Genomic DNA, 25,845 nt, shown 5'->3' with positions numbered 1-25,845 from the left:
AAAGGCGCAATAGCTGCCGCAGGCTGACGGAGCAACGCTTCTGCTTGCGGCCTTGCGCCGCTAAGTTCGCGCCATGGACAGCGAATCGCCCCCGCCGGCTGGCAACGCCCCCGAATGGTCGGTCTCCGATCTCTCCGGTGCGCTCAAGCGCACGCTGGAGGATGCCTTCGGCTTCGTGCGCGTGCGCGGTGAAATCTCCGGCTACCGCGGCCCGGTCGGTTCTGGTCATGTCTATTTTTCGCTGAAGGACGCCAACGCCAAGATCGACGCGGTGATCTGGAAGGGTGTCTTCGGCCGGCTGAAGACCAAGCCCCAGGAAGGGCTCGAGGTCATCGCGACCGGCAAGATCACCACCTTCGCCGGCAAGTCGAGCTACCAGATCATCATCGATTCGCTCGAGCCGGCCGGCATCGGCGCGCTGATGGCGCTGCTGGAAGAGCGGCGCAAGAAGCTCGCTGCCGAAGGCCTGTTCGATGCGGGCCGCAAGCAGCTCATCCCCTTCCTGCCGCGCGTCGTCGGCGTCATCACCTCGCCGACAGGTGCTGTCATCCGTGACATCCTGCACCGGCTCGAGGAACGCTTTCCGCGCCATGTCCTGGTCTGGCCGGTGCGCGTCCAGGGCGAGAGCAGTGCAGCCGAGGTCGCCAATGCGATCGCAGGCTTCAATGCATTGCCCGAAGGCGGCCGCATCCCGCGCCCCGACGTGATCATCGTCGCGCGCGGCGGCGGCTCGCTCGAAGACCTGATGGGCTTCAACGAGGAGGCGGTGGTGCGTGCTGCCGCGGCCTCGCTGATCCCGCTGGTCTCGGCCGTCGGCCACGAGACCGACGTGACCCTGATCGACCACGCCGCCGATCTGCGCGCCCCGACGCCAACCGGCGCGGCGGAGAAGGTCGTGCCGGTGCGTGCCGAGCTGCTGGCGCAAGTCACCGACCTGTCGCGCCGGCTGTCCGGCGCGACGCTGCGCCTGTCCGAGCGTCGGCGCAGCGATCTGCGCGCGCTCGCCCGGGCCCTGCCGACGGCGGAAGGACTGCTGGCAGCGCCGCGCCAGCGGCTCGATCTTGCGGCTGCCAAGCTCGGCCCGGCGCTGGCGCGCAATGCCCGCGTGCACGAGCAGAAGCTTGCCCAGCTCGACCGGCGCCTGCACGGCCAGTCGCCGGCGGCAAAGCTCAAGACGCATGCCGCGAAGCTCGATGGCCTCGCCAAGCTTCTCGCCGCGGCTCGCGGCAAGATCTTTCTGGTCGAACGCAACAGGATCGCCAGAGCCCGAGATAATCTCTATTCGGTCTCCACACGGGCGCTGCCGGCCTTCACCCGCCAGCTCCAGCGCCGCCGCGACCGGCTGGAGAGCGTCTGGGCGCTCGCCGCCTCGCTCGGGCCCCAAGCGGTGCTGGCGCGTGGCTATGCGCTGGTGCGCGACGAGGACGGCAATCTGCTGCGCAGCGCAGCAGCGGCAAGGCCTGGTTTGGCCCTTCAGGTCACGCTTGCCGATGGCAGCTTCGGAGCCGTCGTGCCGGGCGGAACCTCGGCGCCGGCGCCGCGGCCATCGGGACGCAAGCCAGCCGGAGGTGGCGGGCAGGGCGATCTGTTCTGACAACCCCGAAAACCTGCGATTCACCACGGTTCTGGATGAGCCCCGCCTTGTTCAGATAGCGTTCAGCTAGCTCCGGATAATCGCTGGTTGATCGCGGTTGGGGGATGCTCCTTGATGCTCGCCGGTTTCCGGACAGGCTTTGCTTGCGCCTTTGCCATGCTTGCGTTTGCGGGCCTGCTGCCCCAGCAGGCGAACGCCTCCGAGTTCATCTGCAAGCCGTCGACACTCACGCGCGACGCCATCGATCTCGCCTCGGCCTGGAACAGAGGCGGCACGCCTCTGCGCATTCTCGCCATCGGCTCGTCCTCGACGGAGGGCATCGGCGCCAGCGGCAAGGACAAGACCTATCCAGCCCGGCTCGGCACGCTGCTGCGCGAGGGCCTTTCGGGCCGCTCCATCGAAATGGTCAATGCCGGCATCGGCGGCGAAACCGCGCCGCAGACGCTGTCGCGCCTCAAGGCCGCGCTGGCGGAAGGCCGCTATGATCTGGTGATCTGGCAGGTCGGCACCAATGATGCGGTGACCGGCGGCGATCTCGGCACTTTCCGCCAACTCGTCGCCGACGGCATCGCTGCCGCCAGGCAGGCGCGCACCCGGCTCGTCATCCTCGATCCGCAGTTCTACCCCGGCATCAAGGAGACGGCGCGCTATCGCGCCTATGTCGATGCGATCTCCGAGATCGCCAGGGCGCAGGCCGTCCCGGTCCTGTCGCGCTATCAGGCGATGCTGGGCTGGTATCAGCAGGACGAGGCCGGCTTCATGGCTGCGCTCGCCGGCGACCGCTTCCATATGAGCGATGCCGGCTATGCCTGCCTGGCGCAGGACATCGCCCGCTCGCTTCTGGGCGACAAGCCCACGGTGACGCTCGCAGCCTCGGCGCGGTAGCGGCCGGGCAGAACCGCCCTCGGCCGCCGGGTCACTTGCCCATCAGGAAAGCCTTGACCCGCCGGATCGCGTCGTCACGTGCCGCCGGGTCGGTGCCCACCGTGACCTTGCCGGTTCCGGAGGCGGAAAAGGCGACGCCTTCCTTCTCCCTCCGGTCCAGGCGTGGATGGTCGAAATCGTGCACGGCACCGGGATAGAGCACGAGCTCGACCGGCTCGCCGCGGGCGCGGGCGGCCTTGACGAGGAAATCGCAAGGGGCGGGCGGGGTCCAGTCGTCGGCATCGCCCATCAGGATCAGTGTCGGCAGGCGGGCCTCGAAGCTGCCCGATTCCGATTGCGTCCGGCAGCCGGGATAGAACGCTACGGCACGCGCGAAATCGGGCTGGCGGTCGGCCGGCCTGCGATCCTTCCGGATCGCCGCGAGGATGGTGGAACCACCACCCGACCAGCCGAGCAGCGCGATCGTGTCGCGGCGCACATCGGCACGATCCTGCAACCAGCGCCGTGCCGCCATCGCGTCGCCGACGCGCTCGCGGCTGGCGCGGATGGTCACGTCCTTGACGCCGCATTGCGACCCGAGCCCGCGCGAGCCGTAGCTGTCCGGCATCAGCACGATCAGGCCCGTTGCGGCCAGGCGCTCGCCCCAGTCGCTATGTCGCAGCGAGAGCTTGTCGGGCTCGCGCCAGAGGCCGCCGCAGCCATGCAGCGCGACGACGGCCGGGAAGGGACCGGGGCCCGGCGGGCGGAACAGCACCGCATCGAGCTGGTAATCATCGTGGGGAATTCGGACGCGCTCATAGCCACCCGCCATCGCGGGCACCGCGAGCAGGGTAACAAGACCAATCGCCAAGGCCAGGGCGCGGGTCAGGCTGGACATCATCGTAACTGACGCTATCACAGAAAGACCATGTTGGAACAATGCGTTGATTCAGAAGTGGTTGCGCCCTATCGCAACCTTTACGCTAGCTCTTCGCCGCTCTATCGTCCGGCTCCGTGATGAACATCAACGAACGCTTGCCCCCCTCCGGATCGGAAGCACTGGTCGATTACGGCCACGGCGAGTTCCGCGTCGTGCGTCCCGGCGCCTTTGTCCGCTGTGCCATCACCGGCGCCGTGATCCGGCTCGAGGATCTGCGCTACTGGTCGGTGGAATGGCAGGAAGCCTATGCCTCGCCGGAGGCCGTGCTGCTGCGGGTCCGCCGCTCAGGCCGCAGCTGAACGAGCCTGTGCGAGCATCGCACGCAGCAGCGCATCAAGTGCTGGCTCGTCCTCGAAGGCCAGCGTGACCGGCACGCAGAGCAGCAGCGAACGCTCGGCAACCGGCCAGAGCGGCGCGAGCTTGACCATGTCCTTTTCGGTGACGGCGATGCAGCAGGCTTTCGCCTTCGCCTCGGCGATCAGCGCTGTGACGTCGCCCGCCGTATAGGCGTGGTGGTCGCCATAGGCACGTTCGCCGACGAGCCGCGCTCCTGCGGCGCGCAGGGTTGCTGCGAATTTCTCCGGCCGGCCGATCCCCGAGACCGCCAGAACCGGCAGATCGGCGAGCTCCGCCCGGATCTCGGCCGGCGGTGCGAGCTTGGCGCGCAGCACCGGCTTTCCGGCAGCGAGCACCTGCGTGGCGACATGGTCTCCCGCCAGGCCGTCTCCGATCAGGACGATCGCGTCGACCTGCTCCATCTGACCACCGAGCGGCGCGCGTAGCGGCCCCGCCGGCAGGCACAGGCGGTTGCCGACGCCGACTGCGCCGTCGACGACAGCCAGCCGCAGATCCTTGTACAGCGAGGGGTTCTGCAGCCCGTCATCCATCAGGACGAGGCTTGCGCCGGAACCGCGCGCGAGCGCCGCGCCCGCTGGCCGCTTGCGTGCGACGACAGTCGGCAGGCGGGTTGCGAGCAGCAGCGGCTCGTCGCCGACATCTGCGGGGATATGCTGGGCTGGGTCGACACGCAGGGGGCCCGGCAGCTTGCCGCCATAGCCGCGCGTCAGGGCGAAGGGTGTCTCCCCCATCGCAATCAGCCGTGCCGCCAGCGCCAGTGTGGTCGGTGTCTTGCCGGCGCCGCCGGCGACGAAGTTACCGACGCAGATGACCGGGATGCCGGCTCGCGCGCCCGGTTGCTGCATCCGGTTGAGCGTTATCGCGCCGTAGAGCGCCCCGAACGGTTGCAGCAGCCGGGCGAGGGCGGTTGGGGACGAGCGCCACCAGAAGCCCGGGGCGCGCATCAGTCCGTAGTCTCGCGCTGGCCGATGGTGGCACGCAGCAGCAAGGGCTCGATCGCCTGGACCGTACGGTCGAGCGCGCCGCTGAGTTCTGCGCTGGTCCGGGCCGCGGCGCGCGCAGCCTGGCGTGCAGCCGCCGGGTCGCTGAGCCAGCGATGCACCGCCTGGGCGAGTTCCTGTCGGTCCGCAACCTGGATCGCGCCACCGCCCGCATCGAAGGCGGCGAAGAGCTCGGCCGATTTGTGGACGAGCGGGCCGTGCAGCAGGGCGCAGCCGAGCTTGGCCGGCTCGATCGGGTTGTGGCCGCCGATCGGCGCGAGCGAACCGCCTATAAAGGCGACGGGCGCCAGCCGATAATACAGCCCGAGATCGCCGAGCGTGTCGGCGATGTAGAAATCGATGTCGCGCTCGGGTAGCTGCCCGAGCGAGCGGCGAGCGCTCACGACGCCGTTGGCCTTTGCAAGCGCCTCGACCTCGCCGCCCCGATCGGGGTGGCGCGGCACGACGATGGTGAGGAGCTTGGGCAGATGCGCCTGGACGCCGAGATGGGCGGCGAGCACGTCCTCCTCCTCGCCCGGATGGGTCGAGGCCGCGACCCAGACCGGCCGTCCCGCCGCCAGGCCGTCGAGTAGAGCCAGTGTGTTGGGATCGGCCGGCGGGGCCGGGACGTCGAATTTCAAATTGCCGGCGATGCTGACGCGCGGCGCGCCGAGCTGGGCGAGGCGCTGCCCGTCCTCCTGCGATTGCGCCAGGCAGCGGTCGAAGCCGGAGAGCAGATAGCGCGAGGTCTTGGGGAATTTGTACCAGCGCTGGAAGGAGCGCTCGGACATGCGGCCATTGACCATGACCAAAGGCACGCTGCGCTTGCCGGCTTCGATCATCAGGTTCGGCCAGATCTCGGATTCGCAGATCAGGCCGAGATCGGGGCGCCAATAGTCGAGGAAGCGGCGCATGTAGCGCGGCACGTCGAGCGGCAGGAACTGATGGATCGCCCCTGCTGGCAGGCGCTGCGCCAAGAGCCGCGCCGAGGTCACGGTGCCCGAGGTGACCAGCACGGCGAGCCCACGCCGCTGCAGACGCTCGATCAGCGGCAGCAGCGTCACCGTCTCGCCGACGCTGGCGCCGTGCAGCCAGACCAGCGTTTTGGCCGGCCGCTCGACGCTCGGATAGCCGCGTCGCTCCGACAGCCTTGCCGGGTCTTCCTTGCCGCGCCGACGCCGCCAGAGGAGCAGCCCGGCGGCTGCCGGCTCGAGCAAGGCCGAGAGCGTCCGGTAGGCGCTGATGACGAAGCTGCGGCCGATCATGCGGCGTTGGCCTTGGCAGCGGCCTTGGCGGCCGCGGCCTCGCGCAGCCCGGCGCCAGGATCGCGCGCGCCGATCAGCGCATAGGCGCGCTCGTGCACGGCGTCGAGCCCGGCCTGGACGGCGAGGCGCGCGGCCTCGCAGGTCGCTTCATCGGCATCGCGGGCGATCCTGACGGGATCGCCGACGACGATGGCGCCGCGCCCGAAGGGCAGGCCGATCGAGGCGCGGTCCCAGTTGTTGAAATCGATCCGTCGGCTGGTCACCACCGCGATCGGGTGGATCGGCCGGCCCGAGGCGCGCGCCAGCTGGACGATGCCGGGCCCGCAGACGCGCGCACGCTTGGGAATGTCGGCGGTCAGCACCATGGTGTCCCCGGCGGCGAGCCGCCGGATCATGGCGAGGAAGGCCGGCGCGCCACCCTTCTCGCGGACCTTCTTGCCCGAGGCGCCAGAACCGCGGATCGCGCCGATGCCGAGCTCGCGCAGCGCCACTGCATTGAAGCCGCCGTCGCCATGGCGCGAGACCAGCGAATAGGAGGGCATCCAGTCCGGCCGGGCGAACGGGATCATGATGTGCTGGCCGTGCCACATCGCAATGATCAGCGGCAGCTCGCCGCGGACCTGATCATAGATCTCGGCCGGCTCGACGACGAAGCGGTTCGTGCGTCGCACCAGGCGCAGATAGAAGGCAAGGCTGCGGCCGAGCGCCTCCTGTGCGAACTTCGTCTTGAGCAGGGAAAATCCCATCGAACCGGTCTGGCAGCGTCCTTTATCGTCAGTGCTGGCCCGTCGAGGGATCGAGCAGGCGGTGCAGGTGCACGACGAAATAGCGGGTCTGGGCCTGGTCCACCGTGGCCTGCGCCTTCGCCTTCCAGGCGGCGTGAGCGGCAGCGTAGTTGGGGTAGACGCCGACGATGTCGACCTTGGAGAGGTCCTTGAATTCGACTCCCTCGAGCGAGCTCAACTCGCCGCCGATCACGAGGTGCAGCAGCTGCTTGTTGTCCTGGCTCGCGCTCATCATCCGTCTCCGGCCTGTGTCTCGAATTGTCTGTCGAAAGCACGCTGAGGCGCCGCCGGACCGCTCCAGCTTACCCCAATCGCATTTTTACCGTGCGATCAGATAAGCCATCCGCCGTTCGCGCGCGAGGCCCGTTCAGCAAGAAAATGCGGTTATTTCCGGCAGTTTCGTCCTGACGTGGCGGCAGCAGCGCTGCGTCGCACTCAGCTGCGCTGCGGCTGGCTTTCGCGCAGGCGGCGCAGCGCCTGCGCAAGCGGGGCGACGAGGTTGCGGCCCGACGCCACCAGCATGCCGTGGACCGGCACCTCGCGGTTATAGCGCATCGCCTCGCCCTCGGCCGTGGTGACCTGCCCACCGGCTTCGCTGAGGACGAGATCGGCGGCGGCGAGATCCCAGTCGCGCGCATCCGGTGAAACCAGCCCGGCATCGATCGTGCCATCGGCGATGCGGGTGAGGCGCAGCGCCAGCGACGGGATCTTGTCGGCCGGGATGAAGCTGTCCTGTCGTGCCAGCGCGTCGAGCATCGGTTTCGGGCCGGCAATGCGCGCGCCGGCGAGCGTGTCGACCGCGCGCGTCCGGATCGGCTTGCCGTTGCTCATGGCGCCGCCGCCGCTGATCGCCGTATAGGTCGTAGCGCTTGCAGGAGCGTGCACCACACCGAGGATGGGTCTGCCCTCGTCGAGCAGGGCAACGCAGACCGCCCAATCGGGCGAGCCGGACATGAAGGCGCGGGTGCCGTCGATCGGGTCGACGACCCAGACGAAGCGGCGCGACAGGCGCAGCGCGTCGTCGACCGTTTCCTCGGAAAGCCAGGCTGCGTCCGGCAGCAGCGCCGACAGGCGCACATGCAGGAAGGTGTCGACGCCGATATCTGCTTCCGTCACCGGGGAGCCGCCGGCTTTCGACCAGGTTTTGGCAGCGGTCTGCGCGCCGGGGCGGAACAGGTCGAGCGCAAGCTGGCCGGCCTCGCGGCAAGAGGCCTCGACCGCGGGCAGCATATCCTCGGCGATTGGCAGCAGAGTCTTTTCCATCATGACCCGTTATGGCCGCAGAGTGCGACGGAACAAGGAAAAAACCGGGGCGACCTGAAAGATTTCGTCAAGCATCATCCGGGAAACCGACCGGTAGCGGGCTGAAAACCGCTTCATCACCTTTGTTTAACCCAAGCTCTTAAGCGCTCGGACAATCCTTCCGGCCACTCTCCTTCCTGCAAGCACGAGAACCCCGCCTCGACAGAGGGTTCCGGCAGCAGGGATTGAAGAGAGGCGTTAAAACCGATGGCCAGCGTCACGCCGGCCGCCGGGGAGGTTGGCTGCGTGCCTACCTTCTCCGGTGGTGCACAGAATCAGAATGGACAGCCCCCGCAGCCCGCGAATGCGCCGCTGCAACAAGATGGGCCCCGTATCGAGCGTATCGGCCCGGTGCGCATCCTGCGCGGCGGTGCTGGTTGGCGCGGCATTGCGCTGCGCCTGGCTGGTGGCGCGATCGAAGATGACGATCGTTTTCAACTCGCCTTGACCGCGGGTGACGGCCGCTCTGTCATCGTCGCCGTGCTCGATCAGGACGACGCCATCGCCGTCTGGCGAGACGCCGGCCGCGCCAGCGGCCTGCCGCTCCTGCTCGAAACCAGCGATGGCGCGATCACCGAACCCTACCCGCAAATCGGCCGGCTCGCTCTGGGGCCGACCCGCATCCGCCGCCGTCATGCCCTGCTGGCCGGGCGCCGCCCGCGCTTCCTGACGAGGCGCAAGACTGGCCGTCTGCCGGAGCGCCCGGTGGTAATCCGGGGCGAGATCCTGTCCTAAAAGACGAAGGCGACCAGCGCGTCGAGTGCGAAGCCGGCCGCCAGGATCAGGCCGGCATGCCAATTGGACCGGAACAGCATCAGCGCGTTACGCCCATCGGCGCCGGCGATGCTGTGGACCTGCCAGCCCAGGTGCAGCGCGAAGATCCCGAGCCCGATGAAGGCGACGAGGCCGGCCCCTGCGAACCAGGCGGCGACGCCGGCGAGCGCGATCGTCGCACCGTAGCAGATTCCGACGGCCTGCTGGGTGAAGGCACCGAAATAGCGCGCGCTCGACTTGATCCCGGCGATCACGTCGTCCTCGATGTCCTGCATCGCGTAGATCGTGTCGTAGCCGATCGTCCAGAACACGGCGGCGGCGTAGATCAGATAGGCCGGCGCATCGAGCCGGCCGAACACCGCGCTCCAGCCGACGAGCCCGCCCCAGGAGAAGGCGAGGCCGAGCACGAACTGCGGCATGTTGGTGATCCGTTTCATGAACGGATAGATCGCGACGATCGCCAGCGAGGCGATGCCAGCGATCACCGTGAAGCGGTTGAACTGCAGCAGCACGATAAAGCCGGCCAGCGACAGTCCGACCATGAAGAGCGCGGCTGCCTTCGCGCTGACCTGACCGGAGGGCAGCGGGCGGCCCCGCGTGCGCGCCACCTGCGCGTCGAGCTTGCGGTCGACGATGTCGTTGAAGGTCGAGCCTGCGGCGCGCATCACGATGGCGCCGATCAGGAAGAGCAGGCAGTGCCAGAGATTGGGAAAGGGCAGCCCGGCTGCGATCGCGGCGAGCCCGGCCGACCACCAGCATGGCAGCAACAGCAACTGCCAGCCGATCGGGCGCTCGATCCGGGCAAGCTTGAGATAGGGCCGCAAGCGCTTCGGCGCTCTGGTGTCGACCCAGTGCCCGGTCAGCGCGTCGGGAAGTGGCGCGTCAGCGACTGGGGGAGAGGGCGCCATCGGGCGCCGTCAGAGCGCGCCCTGCGGCACGCGCATCGCGCCGCCGGTGACCGAGTCGGAGCCGCCGAACGGGTTGGCGCCCTGCCGCTGTTGCGCCTGCTGCTGCGCACGCCGCTGCATCGTCGCCTGCTGCTTCACCGCATTGCAGGCCTGGCCGCGGAACGTGTCGGCCTTCTCGTTGTCGGCCTTCATGCCATCGACGAAGGTCGCCGGAATCTGGCACCAGTCCTGGTTGGCGGTCGCGAACTTGATCAGCGCATTGCCGTTGCCGACCAGTCGGCCGAAGGTGCCGCAGGCCTGCTGCGGCGTCATCTTGCGTTTCGCCTTGGTGGAGGCGTTGAGCTGCTGGACGATGGATTGGCGCTCCTGGACGAGCTTCTGCAGATTCTCGCAGCCCGAGGGCGCCTGCGCCAAGGCAGGCGCGGCCAGACCGAGGCCGGCCAGCGCCGTAGCCAGCTTCAGGGTCGCGTATCGCCGCATCATCCGCTCCGCTCTTGTCCCGTTACCCACGCCCGTCCCGGCGCTGCGGGCTTTCCCATAACAGCCAGTGCCGTGCGCCAACAAGCGCCGGCTTGCATTTGACTAGGATCGACTTGCCGATAGCGCAGGATTGTGGCGACTTTCGCGCCATTCTTGCAAGTATGGGATTGGGTCGCATGCGGGATTTCACCAAGCACCGGCTGTTCAGCGAGGCGCCGTTGGCGGCGGGAGCCGTGCTGGAGCTCGCGCGCGACCAGGCGAATTACCTGCTCAACGTGCTGAGATTGCGCGGCGGTGACACCATCCTGGTCTTCAACGGCCGTGACGGCGAATGGCTCTGTGCGATTCGGGCGGAGGGACGCAAGCAGGCGAGCCTCGAAGCGGTGAAGCAGCTTCGTCCACAGCCGCCGGCGCCTGATCTTACCTATCTCTTCGCGCCGCTGAAGCATGCGCGTCTCGATTATATGGCGCAGAAGGCCGTCGAGATGGGAGCAGGCGTGCTCCAGCCGGTGCTGACGCGCTTCACTCAGGTCTCCCGGCTCAATCTCGACCGGCTCGCCGCCAATGCGGTGGAGGCGGCGGAACAATGCGGCATCCTGGCCCTGCCGCAGATCAGGCCCGAGCAACCGCTCGCCGCGGCACTTGCTGCCCTCGAACCGGAGCGGCTGCTGATCTTCTGCGACGAGGCGCTCGACACCCAAAGCCCGCTGGCTGCCCTGCAGGGAGCGCCGCGCGGGCCGCTCGCCGTGCTGATTGGACCGGAGGGCGGCTTCGACGAATCGGAACGCGCTTTAATTCTCCAGCGCGAGCGGACGCTGCGCCTGTCGCTGGGACCGCGCATCCTGCGGGCCGACACCGCGGCAGTCGCGGCGCTCGCCGTCGTCCAGGCGACGCTCGGCGACTGGTCCGCCAACTAACTCCGTGGCTTGCCGAAGATCGGCTTCTTCGCCGCCGGTCGGAACGCGGCAGCCAGTGCCGCGTTGAGGCGTCGAAACTGCGCCGCTGGTCGCAGTTCCGACTCATTGACGGGCAGTCTGGCGCCGCCGCTCCGCTTCGGGGCGCGCCGCCAGGGGAGAGATATCATGGTGAGCAACGCCTACCGCTTTGGTGTCGAGGAAGAGTATTTCCTGTCCGATGCCGAAAGCCGCGGCGTCGTGCGCAGGATCGCACCGCACTTCATCGAGGCAGCCCAGGCCGCTTTCCCCAAAGAGTTGCAGCGCGAGATGCTGCAGTCGCAGATCGAGGTCGCGACGCCGGTCTGCGAGAACATGACCCAGGCGCGCCAGTCGTTGAGGCAGTTACGCTCCGGTCTGGCGGCGCTCGCCCGCGAGCACGAGATGCTTCTGCTGGCCTGCGGCACGCATCCGAGCGCGGTCTGGGCCCGCCAGCGCGCGACCGAGGCCAAGCGCTATGACGGCATCATGCGCGATCTGCAGATGCTCGGCAGCCGCAACCAGCTCTGCGGCCTGCACATCCATGTCGAGGTGCCGGATGAAGAGCAGCGCATCTCGATCATGGTCAGGATGCTCCCTTTCCTGCCGCTGCTGCTTGCGCTTTCGACCTCTTCGCCCTTCTGGCAGGGGCGGCGGACCGGCCTGATGGGTTACCGGCTCTGCGCCTATGGGGAGTTGCCGCGCACCGGCCTGCCGGAGCTCTTCACCAGCGCCGCCGACTACCGGACCTATGTCGACACCATGGTGGTGTCGGGCGCCATGCGCGATTCCAGCTTCATCTGGTGGGCGATCCGATCGTCCAAAAAGCATCCGACGCTGGAATTGCGCGTCGCCGACAGCTGTACGCGGCTCGACGACACGCTCGCCATCGCCGCGCTCTATCGTTGCCTCGTGCGTCATCTCGCTCGCAAGCCCGGACTCAACGCCGATTTGACGGCCGCCTCGCGCGCCCTCGCAGGCGAGAATATCTGGCGCGCCCAGCGCTACGGCCTGCATGGTGGCTTCGTCTGCGAGAAGCGCCGCGCCATGCTCCCGGTCGGGCAGTTTCTGGACGAGGTGCTGGCGCTGCTCGACGAGGACGCCGCCGCACTCGGTTGCGGCCTCGATCTCGCCCATTGCCGCAACATCGCCGTCGGCGGCACCAGCGCCGACATGCAGCTCGCGGTCTATGAGGAGGCGCGCACCGGCGCCGGCGGACAGGCCGCAGGCCTCGTCGCTGTGACCGACTGGATCGCGGCGCAGACACGTGCAGACGATGACGGGCTCCTGCCGCAAGGGGCAAATCTGTTGCAGGGCGCCGCTTGAGGCGGGCTTGGCCGTGCATGCATCCATGCAAGGTCGAAGCGCGCCTGCACGCGCTGGCGGTCGTTGTCGGATTGTCGCGGCTCGCCTATGTCTGGCGCTCCTTAGCGCATGGCGCGGCGGGGCATCCGCTCCCGCTGGCCATGTCGCCCCGTTCGATCCGGAGCGTTCTCCAGCTGCCTGAAAAAGGCAGGTGGCGCGCCGGTGCACGCATGCCGGAGCGCCCATGGCCCGCGACGTATCCGATACCACCCCGATCAGCTCGAAGGCCGAACTCATCGGCTGGATCGCGCAGGGCGAGAAACCGGCCTCCGAATTCAGGCTCGGCACCGAGCACGAGAAGTTCCCGTTCTACACCGACGATCTCAGCCCGGTTCCCTATGAGGGCGCTGCCGCGGGCCGCAGCGGCGGCATCAGGCAATTGCTCGAGGGCATGCAGGAGCGCCTCGGCTGGGAGCCGATCCTCGACGCCGGTCACATCATCGGCCTCGCCGGTCCCGATGGCGGCGGCGCGATCTCGCTCGAGCCGGGCGGCCAGTTCGAGCTCTCGGGGGCGCCGCTTGCAAGCGTGCATGAGGAGGCGCGTGAGCTCGACCAGCATCTCGCCGATCTGAAGGCGGTGGCCGAGCCGCACGGCATCGGCTTCCTCGCGCTCGGGCACTCGCCGCTCTGGACGCGCGAGGAGACGCCGATGATGCCGAAGCGGCGCTATGAGATCATGAAGAACTACATGCCCAAGGTCGGCACGCGCGGCCTCGACATGATGTTCCGCACCTGCACGGTCCAGGTGAATCTCGACTTCGCCAGCGAGGCCGACATGGTCCGCAAACTACGCGTCTCGCTCGCGCTGCAGCCGCTGGCGGCGGCGCTCTTCGCCGCTTCGCCTTTCAGCGAGGGCAAGCTCAACGGCTTCCAGTCGATGCGTTCCGAGATCTGGCGCGATACCGACAATGCCCGCTCGGGCATGCTGCCCTTCGCCTTCGACGAAGGCATGTCCTACGAGGCTTATGTCGATTGGGCACTCGACGTTCCCCTGTATTTCGTCAAGCGCGGCGATACCTATCACGACGTCGCCGGCGCCTCCTTCCGCGATCTGCTCTCCGGCAAGCTGCCGCAACTGCCCGGCGAGCGCGCTACGATATCGGACTGGGTCAACCATCTCGGAACTCTGTTCCCGGAGGCGCGGCTCAAGCGCTACATCGAGATGCGCGGCGCCGATGCCGGCCCGGTCGAGATGCTGAACGCATTGCCGGCCTTCTGGGTCGGCCTACTCTATGATGACGCCGCACTCTCGGCCGCCTGGGACCTGGTCAAGGGCTGGAGCGCCGACGAGCGGCAGCAACTGCGCGATACGGCGCCGAAGGCCGGGCTGAATGCGCGGATCGGCGGGCGACCGCTGCGGGAACTGGCCCGCGAGGTCGTAGAATTGTCGCGCGCGGGCCTCTCCCGCCGGGCGCTGCTCGACGCGCAGGGCCGCGACGAGACACAGTATCTCGATCCGGTCGTCGCGATCGCCGAAAGCGGCCGTACGCTCGCCGAGCGCCTGGCGGTCCGTGAGCAGGGCGCCTGGAGCGGCAAGGTCGAGCCGGTCTTCCCGGAGCTCGCCTTCTAGAGCATTTTCGAGCGAAGTGGACACCGGTTCGCGTGAAGAAAGTGCGATAAAACAATGACCTAGAGCATTTCTGCGATTCGGAGAAACGCGGAAATGCTCTAGCCGGCGAGCTCAAGATCAGGCGAGGACGAACCGACGCGTTTCGCGCTTCGGATTAACCAATCGTCCGGAATTTTGCGCCATTATTGGGCTATGGAACGCTTTTCCGCCCTGGTCTTAGACTTCCTGCGCGATCGTCGTGGCGCGACCGCGCTGGAATACGGCTTCATCGCATTCTTTGTCTCGATTGCGGCGATCGCCACCATCCGGCAGATCGGGCCGCTGCTCGATGCGAAATACGCGAGCATCCTGCCGGGCCTGCAATAATCGACCGTCGAGCAGCACGTTTGAAACTTGGCTCGCGGCTCCGCCCCCCGGGCATCCTGCCCAGTCGTCCTTCCCGCGATCCTGGCCCTTCATTCTGCACTTAGTTTTAACTGCATTTTACCATATTGCTGGAGAAACCCGCTGCCGGGCGCCTTTTTTGCAACAATGCCAGTGACTTTCACTGGCCCTTGAAAGGTTTTCTCAATCCGGCTTGGCCTAGCGTCACGTCATGATGCTTCCCGATCGCGTAGTTCTGCGAGGCTCCCGGATGTCGGCCCTGTTTCGCTCTTTCCTCAAGGATGCTCGCGGCGTCAGCGCGCTGATGTTCGGCCTCGCTGCGCCGGCGATCGCGCTCGCGGTCGGCGGCGGCATTGATCTCAGTCAGGCGGCAGCGCGACGGCAACGCATCGCCAGTGAGGTCGAGATCGGCTGCCGTGAGGCAGCGCTGGAGATCAACTACCAGTCGTCTCAGACAGGGGCCGATCCGAAAAAGGACTATACTTCGGTCGCAAACACCAAGATCAGGGACAGGATCAACAGCCTCTCCCAATCTGGCGTTAGCGGCGTCACAATGACGAGTTCGCTTGCCAACAACGTCATCACTGCCGTTGCGTCCGCCACCAGCACGAACGCCTTCGGCGGTATACTGGGCTACAACACGATCGCGCTGCGCATCGAACGGCAATGCAATTATACGTTAGGAACGCCTGGGACACCGCCCGGCACTGGAACCGGCACGGTTCTCTTCGTCGAATCCTGGGAGACCGGCCATAACGTCGCCTCGAACAGCTGGTCCGTGTTGAAGAACTGGAACGGCTGGACGACGCAAAGCAGCCAGGGCGGCATCGAGATCAACGGAATTCCCGAGCTCGCGGCCAACACGATCCGCTTCGGCAACTTTTTCGCCGAGCTTGACTCGCATTGCTACACCTCGGGCTGCAAGACCAATTCAAGCATGTGGCGCGAGTTTGGGACCAACCCACAGCTCGAGGTTGGCGACTACGAGCTGAGTTACTGGTACATCTCACGCGAGCGCAACCCAGCTTACGGCAGCCAGACATTGTGCGCCTATAAGACCGACGCGCAAGCGGTATGGGACAAGGTCAAGGCGGCGGACTGGAGAGAGAAGACCAACCGCATCGAAGTCTTCTTCCAGAAGAAGTCGAGCAGCTATGCTACGCCTTCCAAGGATGTGGACAAGGCCACCGATCAGGTCGATGTCTGCGTGCACACCGACAAGTGGACCGAGCGTAAGATCCCGTTGAAAGTCACGACGAAGGGGACTTATCGCATCTTCTTCCAGGCTGCTGGTCGAGAGGATACCTATGGTGGTCTGATCGATTACATCCGGTTCTGCAGCATCAAATGCCCGTAATGGAGCGCTGCATGGCCAAGAGCGGTATTCCACTGATCAATGCGAGGCGTCTGGTAGCGCGATTGGGGAAGTTCCGACGCGACGTTGCAGGGTCGACGGCGGTCGAGTTCGCCTTCATCGGCATGAGCTTCATTGTCTTGATGCTCGGCATTCTCCAGTTCGCGCTCGCCTTCCTGGCACAGATGTACATTCATGATGCCGTTGCCGACGCGGCCACCGGTCGGACCGCCGGCACCTATGCCGGCAATCGCAGTGCGGTGGTAACGCAAATCTGTGCGCGGATGATCGCGCTCGATAACTGCGCGACCAATCTGCGAGTGGAAACCCAGCCGCTGGCGAGCTATCCGGCAGCCGCCCAGCCAGTCACGGGGGCGACCTTTGTCGCGGGCACTTCAGGCACCATGATGCTCATTCGGGCCCGGGCCCCGGTGGTCACCTTCGTGCCCGGGCTGCCGACGTTGAACGTCAACGCAGCCGCGCTTTATACGAGGCCGTGATGAAGCTGATCACCAGATTATTCCCGCGCGCAAAGCAGCGCGATCTGGTCAGCGACCAGAGCGGCGTCGCAGCCATCGAGTTCGCCCTGATCAGCACGGGCATGTTCGCGCTGCTCTCGGGGGCCGTTGACGTCACTCAGGCTATCACCATCCAGCGCGACCTGAATCGGTTCACGGTGGAGGTGGCCCAGGCCATCGCCGCCTCCTGCAAGGGAACCTCGGGCTGCGCGATCTCCGCGATGGAAGCGGTCAGGCTGCGGCAAGCAACCATCGCGCCGAAACTCGCGACAATGCAGGTCGGCATGGCCAATTTCGAGAAGAGAAACAACCGCGTCGAGGACATTGTAGGCACAATGACCTACTTGCCGACCGATATGAACACCACCGCCATGGCGACGATGGCGAATGGAGACAGAGGGGTAGCGGTGCTCGCGACTTATACCCACCAGCCGATTATCCTCGGTCTCGCCGATGACTGGGGCTTCATGACCAAGAATTTCCGCGCTGCCCGCGTCGTTCTCGCCTCTCGTTCCTGATCGCCGGTTCGGGCTCGCAGCAGTCGGTTACTCCGCCGCGACCTTGAAGCTCTGCAGATTGTCCAGGCTCTGGATGATGTGCTCGGCGAGCGCGTTCGACAGGATCGACGGGTCGTGCCTGGTGCGTAGCAGGCCGATCTTGCAGGAGGGCAGGGTGGAGAAGCCTTCCGAGGGTCCCAGAATGCGCATGCCGGGCCTGACCGCGCTCTCCGGCAGCACCGAGACCGCGAGCCCCGCCACCACAGCCGCGCCGACCGCGGTCGAATTCCAGCTCGCATAGAGCACGCGGAAGCGCCGGCCCTTGCTCTCGAGCGCCTCGACCGCCGCCTGGCGCCAGTTGCAGGTCGGCCGTCCCAGCGCCAGCGGCAACGGGTCTTCCTCGTGCACGCAGTGGCGGGCCGAGGTCACCCAGAGCAGGGGCTCGATCCGGATGATCTCGCCCTGACCGCGGCCCTCGACATGGGTGATGATCGCAAGGTCGATGTCGCCGGTGCCGATCCGCTCCGCCAGCATCGGGGTCGGCTCGCAGACCACCGTGACCTCGGTACGGGGATTCGAGCGGGCGAAGCGCGCCAGGATCTCCGGCAGGTAGCGGTCGGCGTAGTCGTCGGGCACGCCGAGCCGGATGCGGCCCTTGAGATCGGCCTCGGTGAAGCTCGCGACGCATTCGAGGTTGAGCCGGACGATGCGGCGGGCATAGTCGAGCAGGCGCTCGCCGTCCTCGGTCAGCTTGGCATGGCGCCCGTCGCGGCCGAAGAGCGGCCGGCCGACACGCTCTTCGAGCCGCTTCATCTGCATCGAAACGGCCGATTGCGTCTTGAAGACGATCTCGGCGGCGCGGGTGAAAGAGCCGGTGTCGGAGATGGCGACGAAGGTCTTGAGCTGATCGGCGTCGAGCACATGGGCCATGACCGGCCTCCTCCCAGAGGTTCATCAAGATCGGTTGTGTCAACCATCATAACCATTCGTTTGGCTGATGACCAGAGCAGAGTTATCCTTTGGTCACTGTCCCGCTCCTGCCCGCCGATGTCGCGGTTGAGTGGGAAGATGAACCGTTCAACTCCCGAGGAGGCTGTCATGCTGGTCATGACCTTCGTCACGAAGTCCCTGTCTGCCGTTTCTGGTGGCGCGACGCGTGCTGCCACCCAGACGGTCATCGGCGTCAAAAATCTGGTGCGAGCCTTGGTGCACCGCCGCGAGGTGATGCATCTCAGCGAGCTCGACGAGCGCGGGCTGAAGGATATCGGCCTCGTGCGTTCCGATATCGCCGGCGCGCTCGCCACCTCCTGGCTGGAAGATCCGTCCAGCGTGCTGCAGGCACGCTCCGACCAGCAGCAGTCGGCTGCCGCGAGCCGGCGAGAGGCCGGGGTTCGACGGCCGGTGGTGATTCAGACTGCGCTGCGGCCGAGCGCGAAAGACATCAAGATCGCGTGCAACGCCTGACCCCTTGGCGTGACGCGTCCCTGCGGGCGGTGGCTTCGGCTGCCGCCCTTTTTTTTGCTCGGCGTGCAACCTGGCCGCGGTCGTTAACCGGATCGCGCGCATCGTAACGCTTCATTCAGCAAGTTCGACCACATTTGCGCCGCATTGCGCCGAGCCCGGCGCCCCGATCCCTCGCCCCGGGGTTTTCCATGCGTCGCCTTCGCTTTCAGGATCTGCGGATCCGGATCAAGATCGCCATCCCGATGCTGGTCATGGGAGCGATCGGCATCGGTTCGGCCGCCTATGGCGCACTTGAATTCCGCCGGATCGAGAAGACCTATTCCGATCTGATCTCGCAGCGTGCGGCTGCCATCCTCGACTCGGCCCGCGCCGCCAGCGCCATGGGCGAGATCGTCGGCAACCTCTACCAGGCGATCGCCTATCCCGAGTTCATGAAGCAGAATACGACCAGCATCGAGGAGGTGAAGACCGCCTATGCGGCTTCGCTGCAGGCGCTGGTCGAGGCGAAGATCAGCTTCCCGCAGCGGGCCGAGGGCTTCGACGAACTCAGCCGCCGTCTGCAGGCGACCAAGTCCGACATCGACCAGATCGTCGCGCAGGCCGCCCGCGACGAAGACCTGCCGGCGCTCTCGATCATGTCGCAGCTCGACAAGACGATCAGCGATATCGCCGGCGCTGCCGCCAAGATCAACGACGATATCAAGAAGGATACCGAGGCGACCTCGGAGGTGCTTGCAACGGATGCGCACCGCATCACCATGATCGCGATCGGTCTCAGCCTCGCTGGCACGTTGCTCGGCCTGCTCGGCGGTGTGTTGCTGACCGGCGTCGCGATCACCCGGCCGCTCAATCGGCTGAAGCAGAGCATGGGACAAATCGCCAATGGCGACTATGCCAGTGAGATCGAGGGCCAGGGCCGCCGCGACGAGGTCGGCGAGATGGCCCGCGCCGTGCAGGTGTTCAGGGAGAACGGCCTCGCCGTTCAGCGCCTCGAGAGCGAGACGGAAGCTGGCCGCACCGAAGCCGAGCGGCAGCGCCTAGCGACCGATGCCGAGCGCGCCAGTGCAGCAGCGATGCAGCAGCGCCTCGCGGCGGAGCAGGCGGTCGTGGTCAGGGCTTTGGCCGAAGGTCTGACCCGGCTCTCCCAAGGCGATCTCAGCGTCCGCGTCGAGGACGAGGTTGCTGCCGACTACGTCTCACTCAAGCAGGATTTCAACAGCGCCGTCAGCCATTTGGCGCAGACGATCGCGACTATCCAGGCGACCTCGGCCGATGTCGGGGCCGCCGCGCGCGAGATCAATTCCGGCGCTGACGACCTCTCGAAACGCACCGAGGAGCAGGCCTCTTCGCTCGAGCAGACGGCCGCCACCACCGAGCAGCTCGCGGCCTCGGTCAAGGCCTCGGCGCAGGCTTCGCGGCAGGCGGTTCAGCTCGCTAATGAGGCGACTGGTGTCGCAGTCAATGGCGGCGCCGTCGCCAGCCAGGCGGTCGACGCCATGGCGCGGATCGAGCAGGCCTCGAAGAAGATTTCCGACATCACCTCGGTGATCGACGAGATCGCCTTCCAGACCAATTTGCTCGCTCTGAATGCAGCGGTCGAGGCGGCCCGCGCCGGCGACGCCGGCAAGGGCTTCGCCGTGGTCGCCAGCGAGGTTCGCACGCTGGCTCAGCGTTCGGCCGAAGCCGCCAAGGATATCACTGCCCTGATCGCGCAATCGGGCGTCGAGGTCGAGCAGGGTGTCGGGCTGGTGCGTGCCGCCGGCGAGGCGCTGAACCAGATCGTCGAAGCCTCGAAAAAGGTCTCGGCGACGGTCTCCGACATCTCAGCGGCATCCGCCGAGCAGGCCAACGGCATCGACGAGATGAGCCAGACCGTCGCCCATATGGACGAGATGACCCAGCAGAACGCAGCGTTGGCCGAAGAAAGCGCGGCCTCCGCAGGTTCGCTCAGCGGCCAGATCCGCCGTCTCAACGAGCTGGTCGCGAGCTTCCGCACGGGTGACGATGCCGCGATACTGACCGGCACGCCGGTCGCGGACGAGGCCTATGAATGGGATAAACGCCGCCGGGCCTGAGCATAAGCGGCATCACTGGAATTGATCGACGGCCGCCTCCGGGCGGCCGCTTGTCATGGCTCAGGCCTTGCGCTGGCCGCCGCCGAGCATCGTCTCGAAGATCGAGCGCAGCGCGTCCTGCTGGCCCGCCTGGACCTGGCGGCCGTGCTCGAACATCTGGTTCAGCGCATCGAGCCCGATCGAGCCCGGCCCGGTCTCTCCGGAGGACGGCGGCGGCTCGTCCGGCTCGGGCGCAGGCGCCGGCCGGCGCGACTGTGGCGCTGGGCTGGGGCCGCTCTCCGGGGCCTGCCCCTGCGCACCGCCGAACATGCCGCCGAGGATCTGGCCGAAGATATTGCCCATGTCGGCAGGCATGCCGGGCATGGTGCCGCCGCCGAAGGGGCCACCGCTCTGTGCCTGACCGGCTGGCGGCTTCTGTCCACCGAAGAGCCCGCCGAGGATCGCTTCCAGCGGATTGGCGGGGTTCGCCTGCGGGGCCTGGGGCTGCTGCCCGGGCATCTGGCCGCGCATCATCTCGGCGAACTGGCCGAGAATGCCGCCGAGGCCCTGGTTGTTCACCGATTTGAACAGCCCGCCCATCAGGATCGAGGCGATCACCGGCAGCATCTGCTTCAGGACCGCCTGGCCGACACCGCTGGTCGCTGCTGCCTGGGCGGCGACGGCGTTGGCGACTTCCTTCGAGCCGAAGAGCTGGCTCATCACGTCCTGGCCCATCGGCATCGCCCGGTCGGGAATGCCATCGCCGTCGCTGTCGTACATCTGGCCGAAGGGCGTCGCCGTCATCATCTGGGCGAGATTGCCGAAGGCGTAGGGGTTCTGGGTCTGGCGCTGCAGCCCCATCGAGAAGGCCGGGAGCAGAGCGTCGAGCGCGGATTGGGTCTGCTGCATCGAGAGCCCGTATTGCCGGGCCAGGTTCTGCATGGCCTGGCCGTTCTGGGCCGATTGCATCATCTCGAAGAGGTTCATCATGGCGCGCTCCCTCGCGGGACGAGCCCGCCAACTCACGGAATCGACGATAGCAGCCGGTCGCCGTCAGGCAAGCGACGGTCTCGCCGCCATCTGAGCCGAGCGTTCGAGCCGGGCGATGCCGCGATAGGCGGTGACCAGCGCTGCGATGCCGAACAGGACCGCGCCCAGCGCAGCGCCCGCGAGCGCGCCCTTGGGGCCGGCATATTGCGCGCCCAGCCAGGCGAGCGGGACGGTGCCGAGCGTCGCGCGCCCCCAGCTGAACAGGGTCGAGTAGAACGGCATGCCGAGATTGTTGAAGGCCGAGTTGGCGACGAAGAGCGCGCCGACGAAGAGCCACATCGGCCCGGCGATCAGGCCGAAGAAGGCGACCAGCTCGGCGGTCTCGCCACTGGTGCCGAACAGCGCGCTGATCTGGTGACGCAGCAGCGCCAGCAGCAATCCGGCGACAGCAACATAGGCGCCGGCGAAGACGACGGAGTCGGTCAGCGCGCGGCGCATGCGGTCATAGCGCTGCGCACCCCAGTTCTGCGCCAGGATCGGCCCGACCGCGCCGGACAGCGCAAACAGCACGCCGAAGGCGACCGGGACCAGCCGGTCGATGATCGCGCTCGCCGCGATGACCTGATCACCGAAGCGGGCGATGATGCCGAAGAAGCAGGCATTGGCGATCGGATTAGCGAGATTGGTCATAATCGCCGGGGCGGCGATCGCGAAGGTCGGCCTCGCGTCGCGGCGCAGCGCCGCCAGGGTCGGGCGGGCGATCATCCGGTGGACGCGAAGCGCGCCGTGGAAGCCGACGGCGAGGAAGACGACGCGCGAGAGCACGGTCGCCCAGGCGGCGCCGTCCGGGCCGAGCCCGAGGCCGAAGATCAGGAGCGGATCGAGCGCCGCCGTGACGATGCCGCCGGCCAGGGTGACGTACATCGCCCGCTTGGCGTCGCCGACGGCGCGCAGGACACCGGACAGACCCATGCCGAGCGCCATCAGCGCATTCGAGGGCAGGGTGATCCACAGGAACGAGGTCGCGACGGCGAGCGACTCGCCATGCGCGCCGAGTTTGGGCAGCAGCCAGGGCAGCAGCGGCAGCATGACGAAGCTCAGCGCCAGCCCGGCGATCGCTTGTACCGTGAGTGTCGAGCCGGCCATCCGCCGCGCGCCCTCGCGGTCGCCGGCCCCGAGCGCGCGCGCCGTCAGCGCGGTCACTGCGATCATCAGGCCAACATTGAAGGAGATCATCAGGTAGAGCACGATCGTCGCGTAGCCGACGCCCGCCGTCGCCTCCGGTCGGCCGAGGCGCGAGACATAGAGCAGCGACAGGAAGTCGACGACGAAGATCGCGATCAGCCCGACCGAGGCGGTCGACGTCATCACCGCGACATGGCGCAGCGTCGAGCCGCTGACGAAGACCGCCTGCGAGGGTAGCGTGGGCGCGTTCACTCGGCCGGTTCCCCGACCCCGCCGACCGCAATCTCGGCGCCGCCATCCTCGATCACGTCCTGCGTCTCCTTGGTGAGCGCCTTCGACTTGCCCTTGGGCGCGATGATGGGCTCGGGCGTGACGCGCGGCACCTTCTCGAGGCCGGCGGCGACGCCCTCGCTGAACTGGATCTCCATGCGCTGCGCGTCGCGGTCGCGCACATGCTCGATCACGAAGCTGGCTTCCTCATAGCTCAGGCCGAGCGCTTCCAGCGTCACCCGGCCGAAGCCGAGGGCCGATTCGAAGGTCTCGCGCATCTGGTAGTCGACATCGAGGCGCATCAGATCCATCGCATGGACACGGTCATAGGCGCGGGCATGGATGCGCACTGAGGGGAATTCGACCTTGGCCATCTCGACGATGCGCAGTGCCGCCTGCCGGTCGTCGATGCAGATGCACACCACCTTCGCCTTGCCGGCGCCGGCGGCGCGCAGCACGTCGAGCCTGGTGCCATCGCCATAATAGATCTTGAAGCCGAACTTGGCGGCCGAGCGGATTCGCTCAATGTCGGAATCGATGATGGTGACATCGAGGTGCTGCAGCAGCAGCGCCTGCGTCACCACCTGGCCGAAGCGGCCGAAACCGATGACCAGCACCGAGGGCGTCACGCCGTCGAAGGTCTCCTCGATCTCCTCGGGTGGCGGTGCGTTGGCGGCGAGCCAGAGGTCGATCAGCTTGGCGGCGATCGGGCCGATCAGCATGCTGAGCGCGGCGATCGCCATCGCCAGCGCGCCCTGTTTCTCGTCAAGCAGGCCGAGTGAGGCGGCGAGCGGCAGCAGCACAAAGGCGAACTCGCCGGCGGGAGAGAGCAGGGCGCCGGCGCGGATCGCCTCGCTCGTCGAAGAGCAGGAGGCGCGCAGGATCGCCGCCGCTGCCGCGATCTTGAACAGCACCAAGAGCGGCGCCGCCAGCGCCAGCAGCAGCGCGTTCTCGGCGACGAGCTTCAGGTCGATCGACATGCCGACCGCCATGAAGAACAGGCCGAGCAGCACGCCGCGGAAGGGCTCGATATCGGCTTCGAGCTCGTGCCGGAAATGCGAATCCGCCAGCAGCACGCCGGCGAGGAAGGCGCCCATCGCCATGGAGAGCCCGACCTGCTCCATCAGCAGGGCGGCGCCGAGCACGACGAGGAGCGCGGCGGCGGTCATCACCTCCTTGGCACCGGACTTGGCGAGCAGGCGGAAGAACGGGTTCAACGCATAGCGGCCGGCCAGCACCACCACGGCGATGGCGAGCAGGGCGAGGCCAAGCCCTGTAAGCGCCTTGGTCGAGCCACCGCCATGGGCAGCGCCGGTCGTCGCCAGCAGCGGCAGAAGCGCCAGCGCCGGAGCGATCGAGATGTCCTGGAACAGCAGGATCGAGAAGGTTCGCCGGCCATAGGGCTCGGCCCCGTCGCCGCGTTCCTCCAGCAATTGCAGGGCGATCGAGGTCGCCGACAAGGCGAGCGCGAGTCCGATCGCGATCGCGCCGCCCATCGCGACGCCGAACTGCCAGGCGGCCGCACCGATCGCCAGCGCGCTCAGCGCCATCTGGGTCAGGCCGGCGCCCAGGATGTCCTTGCGCATCGAATAGAGCCGCGCCGGCTGCAATTCGAGCCCGACCAGGAAGAGCAGCAGCACAACGCCGATCTCAGCGGTGCCGCGGACGGTCTCCGGATCCTTGATCACCGCCAGGGCCGACGGCCCGATCACGATGCCGGCGGCAAGATAGCCCAGCACTGCCGACAGCCCGAAGCGGCGGAATAGCGGCACAGCCACCACCGCCCCCGCACAGAAGGTCAGGATCGGCGGCAGATAGCTGGCATGCGAAACGGCATCGGCCATGAAGGAACTCGTGCTGAAGCGAAGGCTGGCCGCGTAAAGGCAATGGCCGGTTGTGCGCAATGTAGGGCCTGCCGTGGCATCCTGCGAGAGGCGGCGTTGCATGAGCGGCGATGCGCTGCGGCACCGCGCTTTCTTGACATCGAAGCCGCCAGACCGAAAGAAGGCGCGATCTCCTTGGAACCCGCGCTCCTGTGACCGCCAAGCCGCCGCTCGACATTCTGCTCTGCGCTCCGCGCGGCTTCTGTGCCGGCGTGGTCAGGGCGATCGACGCCGTCGAGAAGGCGCTGGCTCTGCATGGCGCCCCCGTCTTCGTCCGCCACGAGATCGTGCACAACAAATACGTGGTCGAATCGCTGAAGCGGAAGGGCGCGGTCTTCGTCGCCGAGCTTTCCGAGGTGCCGGATGCGACGCGGCCGGTGATCTTCTCAGCCCATGGCGTGCCGAAATCCGTGCCGGCCGAGGCGCAGGCGCGCCAGTTGTTCGCCATCGACGCGACCTGCCCGCTGGTCACCAAGGTGCATCGCGAGGCCGAGGTCCACCGCAAGCGCGGCCGGCACATCCTGCTGGTCGGCCATGCCGGCCATCCCGAGGTGATCGGCACGATGGGGCAGTTGCCGGAGGGCGCGATCACGCTGATCGAGACGCTCGACGATGTCGCGACGCTCGCGCCGCCCGAGGGCAGGGAGCTGGCCTATGTCACGCAGACGACGCTCTCGGTCGACGACACCCGCGAGATCGTGCAGGCACTGCAGGCGCGTTTCCCGGCGCTGATCGCTCCGCACAAGGAAGACATCTGCTACGCCACCACCAATCGCCAGGAGGCGGTGAAGCGTGTAGCGCCGCTGGTCGACGGGTTGATTGTGGTCGGCTCGCCCAATTCCTCGAACTCGCAGCGCCTGCGCGAGGTCGCCGAGCGGGCCGGCTGCCCGATATCGCGTCTCGTCCTGCGCACCGACGAGATCGATTGGTCGCTTTTCGGTGACATCCGCCGCCTCGGCATCACCGCCGGCGCCAGCGCGCCCGAGGTGCTGGTCGAGGAGATCATCGACGCCTTCGCCGAGCGCTACGAGGTCACGGTCGAGACGGTCTCGACCGCCGATGAGAGCGTCTTCTTCCCGCTGCCGCGCGAGCTGCGCGAGCCGACCCCGACCGCAGCCGAGTAAAGATCG

At 67.2% G+C, this 25,845-nt stretch carries 26 protein-coding genes; 14 read left to right on the top strand and 12 right to left on the bottom strand.

The window, feature by feature from the left end:
• Positions 1 to 73: 73 nt before the first annotated feature.
• Both xseA and ACSQ3M_RS08035 read left to right on the top strand, forming a co-directional pair.
• Positions 74 to 1,594 carry an exodeoxyribonuclease VII large subunit gene (gene xseA, locus ACSQ3M_RS08040; protein WP_436149545.1) on the top strand — a complete coding sequence of 507 codons (1,521 nt, stop codon included), beginning with the start codon at positions 74 to 76 and terminating at the stop codon, positions 1,592 to 1,594.
• A 156-nt stretch (positions 1,595 to 1,750) separates the two neighbouring features.
• On the top strand, positions 1,751 to 2,479 hold the full coding sequence (locus ACSQ3M_RS08035; protein ID WP_436149544.1) for an SGNH/GDSL hydrolase family protein: 729 nt from the start codon (positions 1,751 to 1,753) through the stop codon (positions 2,477 to 2,479).
• Positions 2,480 to 2,510: 31 nt separating this feature from the next.
• On the opposite strand, the gene ACSQ3M_RS08030 is transcribed toward ACSQ3M_RS08035, so the two are convergent.
• Positions 2,511 to 3,356 carry a dienelactone hydrolase family protein gene (locus ACSQ3M_RS08030; RefSeq protein WP_436149543.1) on the bottom strand — a complete coding sequence of 282 codons (846 nt, stop codon included), beginning with the start codon at positions 3,354 to 3,356 and terminating at the stop codon, positions 2,511 to 2,513.
• Positions 3,357 to 3,475: 119 nt separating this feature from the next.
• On the opposite strand from ACSQ3M_RS08030, the gene ACSQ3M_RS08025 reads away from it, so the two are divergent.
• On the top strand, positions 3,476 to 3,697 hold the full coding sequence (locus tag ACSQ3M_RS08025) for a DUF2093 domain-containing protein (protein ID WP_110488173.1): 222 nt from the start codon (positions 3,476 to 3,478) through the stop codon (positions 3,695 to 3,697).
• Here the strand turns inward: ACSQ3M_RS08025 and lpxK are convergent.
• The 5 genes from lpxK to ACSQ3M_RS08000 form a co-directional block, all read right to left on the bottom strand.
• Complete coding sequence (lpxK, locus tag ACSQ3M_RS08020) at positions 3,683 to 4,699, bottom strand: tetraacyldisaccharide 4'-kinase (RefSeq protein WP_436149542.1); 1,017 nt, start codon at positions 4,697 to 4,699, stop codon at positions 3,683 to 3,685. The two genes, ACSQ3M_RS08025 and lpxK, sit on opposite strands and share 15 nt — an antisense overlap.
• Positions 4,699 to 6,000 (bottom strand): 3-deoxy-D-manno-octulosonic acid transferase, encoded by a 1,302-nt coding sequence (locus ACSQ3M_RS08015; protein WP_436149541.1) that lies wholly within the window; start codon positions 5,998 to 6,000, stop codon positions 4,699 to 4,701. Before ACSQ3M_RS08015 ends, lpxK begins: the two co-directional genes overlap by 1 nt.
• Complete coding sequence (locus tag ACSQ3M_RS08010; RefSeq protein ID WP_436149540.1) at positions 5,997 to 6,746, bottom strand: lysophospholipid acyltransferase family protein; 750 nt, start codon at positions 6,744 to 6,746, stop codon at positions 5,997 to 5,999. Before ACSQ3M_RS08010 ends, ACSQ3M_RS08015 begins: the two co-directional genes overlap by 4 nt.
• Before the next feature lie 28 nt (positions 6,747 to 6,774).
• Positions 6,775 to 7,017 (bottom strand): DUF4170 domain-containing protein, encoded by a 243-nt coding sequence (locus tag ACSQ3M_RS08005; protein WP_436149539.1) that lies wholly within the window; start codon positions 7,015 to 7,017, stop codon positions 6,775 to 6,777.
• 203 nt (positions 7,018 to 7,220) lie between these two features.
• Positions 7,221 to 8,048: a 3'(2'),5'-bisphosphate nucleotidase CysQ gene (locus ACSQ3M_RS08000; RefSeq protein ID WP_436149538.1), complete on the bottom strand. Its 828-nt coding sequence runs from the start codon at positions 8,046 to 8,048 to the stop codon at positions 7,221 to 7,223.
• A gap of 246 nt (positions 8,049 to 8,294) precedes the next feature.
• Between ACSQ3M_RS08000 and ACSQ3M_RS07995 the strand changes: the two genes are divergently transcribed.
• Positions 8,295 to 8,822, top strand: coding sequence for a DUF6101 family protein (locus tag ACSQ3M_RS07995; protein ID WP_436149537.1), 528 nt, complete (start codon positions 8,295 to 8,297; stop codon positions 8,820 to 8,822).
• Here ACSQ3M_RS07995 and ubiA read toward each other — a convergent pair.
• Both ubiA and ACSQ3M_RS07985 read right to left on the bottom strand, forming a co-directional pair.
• Positions 8,819 to 9,769 (bottom strand): 4-hydroxybenzoate octaprenyltransferase, encoded by a 951-nt coding sequence (gene ubiA, locus ACSQ3M_RS07990; protein WP_436149536.1) that lies wholly within the window; start codon positions 9,767 to 9,769, stop codon positions 8,819 to 8,821. The two genes, ACSQ3M_RS07995 and ubiA, sit on opposite strands and share 4 nt — an antisense overlap.
• A 9-nt stretch (positions 9,770 to 9,778) precedes the next feature.
• Positions 9,779 to 10,249 carry a hypothetical protein gene (locus ACSQ3M_RS07985; protein ID WP_436149535.1) on the bottom strand — a complete coding sequence of 157 codons (471 nt, stop codon included), beginning with the start codon at positions 10,247 to 10,249 and terminating at the stop codon, positions 9,779 to 9,781.
• A gap of 176 nt (positions 10,250 to 10,425) precedes the next feature.
• Between ACSQ3M_RS07985 and ACSQ3M_RS07980 the strand changes: the two genes are divergently transcribed.
• The 7 genes from ACSQ3M_RS07980 to ACSQ3M_RS07950 all read left to right on the top strand — a co-directional run bounded on the left by ACSQ3M_RS07980 (position 10,426) and on the right by ACSQ3M_RS07950 (position 16,890).
• On the top strand, positions 10,426 to 11,166 hold the full coding sequence (locus tag ACSQ3M_RS07980) for a 16S rRNA (uracil(1498)-N(3))-methyltransferase (RefSeq protein WP_436149534.1): 741 nt from the start codon (positions 10,426 to 10,428) through the stop codon (positions 11,164 to 11,166).
• 165 nt (positions 11,167 to 11,331) lie between these two features.
• On the top strand, positions 11,332 to 12,507 hold the full coding sequence (locus ACSQ3M_RS07975; protein WP_436149533.1) for a carboxylate-amine ligase: 1,176 nt from the start codon (positions 11,332 to 11,334) through the stop codon (positions 12,505 to 12,507).
• A 223-nt stretch (positions 12,508 to 12,730) separates the two neighbouring features.
• The gene (locus ACSQ3M_RS07970; protein WP_436149532.1) at positions 12,731 to 14,116 is read left to right on the top strand and encodes a glutamate--cysteine ligase; all 1,386 of its coding nucleotides are present in this window, start codon (positions 12,731 to 12,733) and stop codon (positions 14,114 to 14,116) included.
• 192 nt (positions 14,117 to 14,308) lie between these two features.
• Positions 14,309 to 14,482, top strand: a complete 174-nt coding sequence (locus tag ACSQ3M_RS07965; protein ID WP_436149531.1) for a Flp family type IVb pilin — start codon at positions 14,309 to 14,311, stop codon at positions 14,480 to 14,482.
• 268 nt (positions 14,483 to 14,750) lie between these two features.
• Positions 14,751 to 15,857, top strand: a complete 1,107-nt coding sequence (locus tag ACSQ3M_RS07960; RefSeq protein ID WP_436149530.1) for a TadE/TadG family type IV pilus assembly protein — start codon at positions 14,751 to 14,753, stop codon at positions 15,855 to 15,857.
• Positions 15,858 to 15,868: 11 nt separating this feature from the next.
• Positions 15,869 to 16,354 (top strand): TadE/TadG family type IV pilus assembly protein, encoded by a 486-nt coding sequence (locus ACSQ3M_RS07955; protein ID WP_436149529.1) that lies wholly within the window; start codon positions 15,869 to 15,871, stop codon positions 16,352 to 16,354.
• Complete coding sequence (locus ACSQ3M_RS07950; RefSeq protein ID WP_436149528.1) at positions 16,354 to 16,890, top strand: TadE/TadG family type IV pilus assembly protein; 537 nt, start codon at positions 16,354 to 16,356, stop codon at positions 16,888 to 16,890. The genes ACSQ3M_RS07955 and ACSQ3M_RS07950 overlap by 1 nt, the downstream gene beginning before the upstream one ends.
• A gap of 27 nt (positions 16,891 to 16,917) precedes the next feature.
• Here the strand turns inward: ACSQ3M_RS07950 and ACSQ3M_RS07945 are convergent, their stop codons facing one another.
• Positions 16,918 to 17,799: a LysR substrate-binding domain-containing protein gene (locus tag ACSQ3M_RS07945; RefSeq protein WP_436149527.1), complete on the bottom strand. Its 882-nt coding sequence runs from the start codon at positions 17,797 to 17,799 to the stop codon at positions 16,918 to 16,920.
• A 168-nt stretch (positions 17,800 to 17,967) separates the two neighbouring features.
• Between ACSQ3M_RS07945 and ACSQ3M_RS07940 the strand changes: the two genes are divergently transcribed.
• Positions 17,968 to 18,333: a DUF1127 domain-containing protein gene (locus ACSQ3M_RS07940; protein WP_284168511.1), complete on the top strand. Its 366-nt coding sequence runs from the start codon at positions 17,968 to 17,970 to the stop codon at positions 18,331 to 18,333.
• A 188-nt stretch (positions 18,334 to 18,521) separates the two neighbouring features.
• Positions 18,522 to 20,408 (top strand): methyl-accepting chemotaxis protein, encoded by a 1,887-nt coding sequence (locus tag ACSQ3M_RS07935; protein ID WP_436149526.1) that lies wholly within the window; start codon positions 18,522 to 18,524, stop codon positions 20,406 to 20,408.
• A 60-nt stretch (positions 20,409 to 20,468) separates the two neighbouring features.
• On the opposite strand, the gene ACSQ3M_RS07930 is transcribed toward ACSQ3M_RS07935, so the two are convergent.
• The 3 genes from ACSQ3M_RS07930 to ACSQ3M_RS07920 all read right to left on the bottom strand — a co-directional run bounded on the left by ACSQ3M_RS07930 (position 20,469) and on the right by ACSQ3M_RS07920 (position 24,676).
• A complete protein-coding gene (locus ACSQ3M_RS07930) occupies positions 20,469 to 21,377 on the bottom strand; it encodes a DUF937 domain-containing protein (protein ID WP_436149525.1) in 909 nt (302 codons plus the stop codon).
• Positions 21,378 to 21,440: 63 nt separating this feature from the next.
• Positions 21,441 to 22,814, bottom strand: a complete 1,374-nt coding sequence (locus ACSQ3M_RS07925; protein WP_436149524.1) for an MATE family efflux transporter — start codon at positions 22,812 to 22,814, stop codon at positions 21,441 to 21,443.
• On the bottom strand, positions 22,811 to 24,676 hold the full coding sequence (locus tag ACSQ3M_RS07920; protein WP_436149523.1) for a monovalent cation:proton antiporter-2 (CPA2) family protein: 1,866 nt from the start codon (positions 24,674 to 24,676) through the stop codon (positions 22,811 to 22,813). Before ACSQ3M_RS07920 ends, ACSQ3M_RS07925 begins: the two co-directional genes overlap by 4 nt.
• A gap of 191 nt (positions 24,677 to 24,867) precedes the next feature.
• Here ACSQ3M_RS07920 and ispH point away from each other — a divergent pair, with 191 nt between their 5' ends.
• Positions 24,868 to 25,839: a 4-hydroxy-3-methylbut-2-enyl diphosphate reductase gene (gene ispH / locus ACSQ3M_RS07915; RefSeq protein WP_436149522.1), complete on the top strand. Its 972-nt coding sequence runs from the start codon at positions 24,868 to 24,870 to the stop codon at positions 25,837 to 25,839.
• Positions 25,840 to 25,845 lie beyond the last annotated feature (6 nt).

This window comes from Allobosea sp. LjRoot90 (assembly GCF_964254315.1).
GTDB lineage: Bacteria > Pseudomonadota > Alphaproteobacteria > Rhizobiales > Beijerinckiaceae > Allobosea.
The sequence above is the reverse complement of the archived record's forward strand: the minus strand, read 5'-3'. Positions and strand labels throughout refer to the sequence as shown.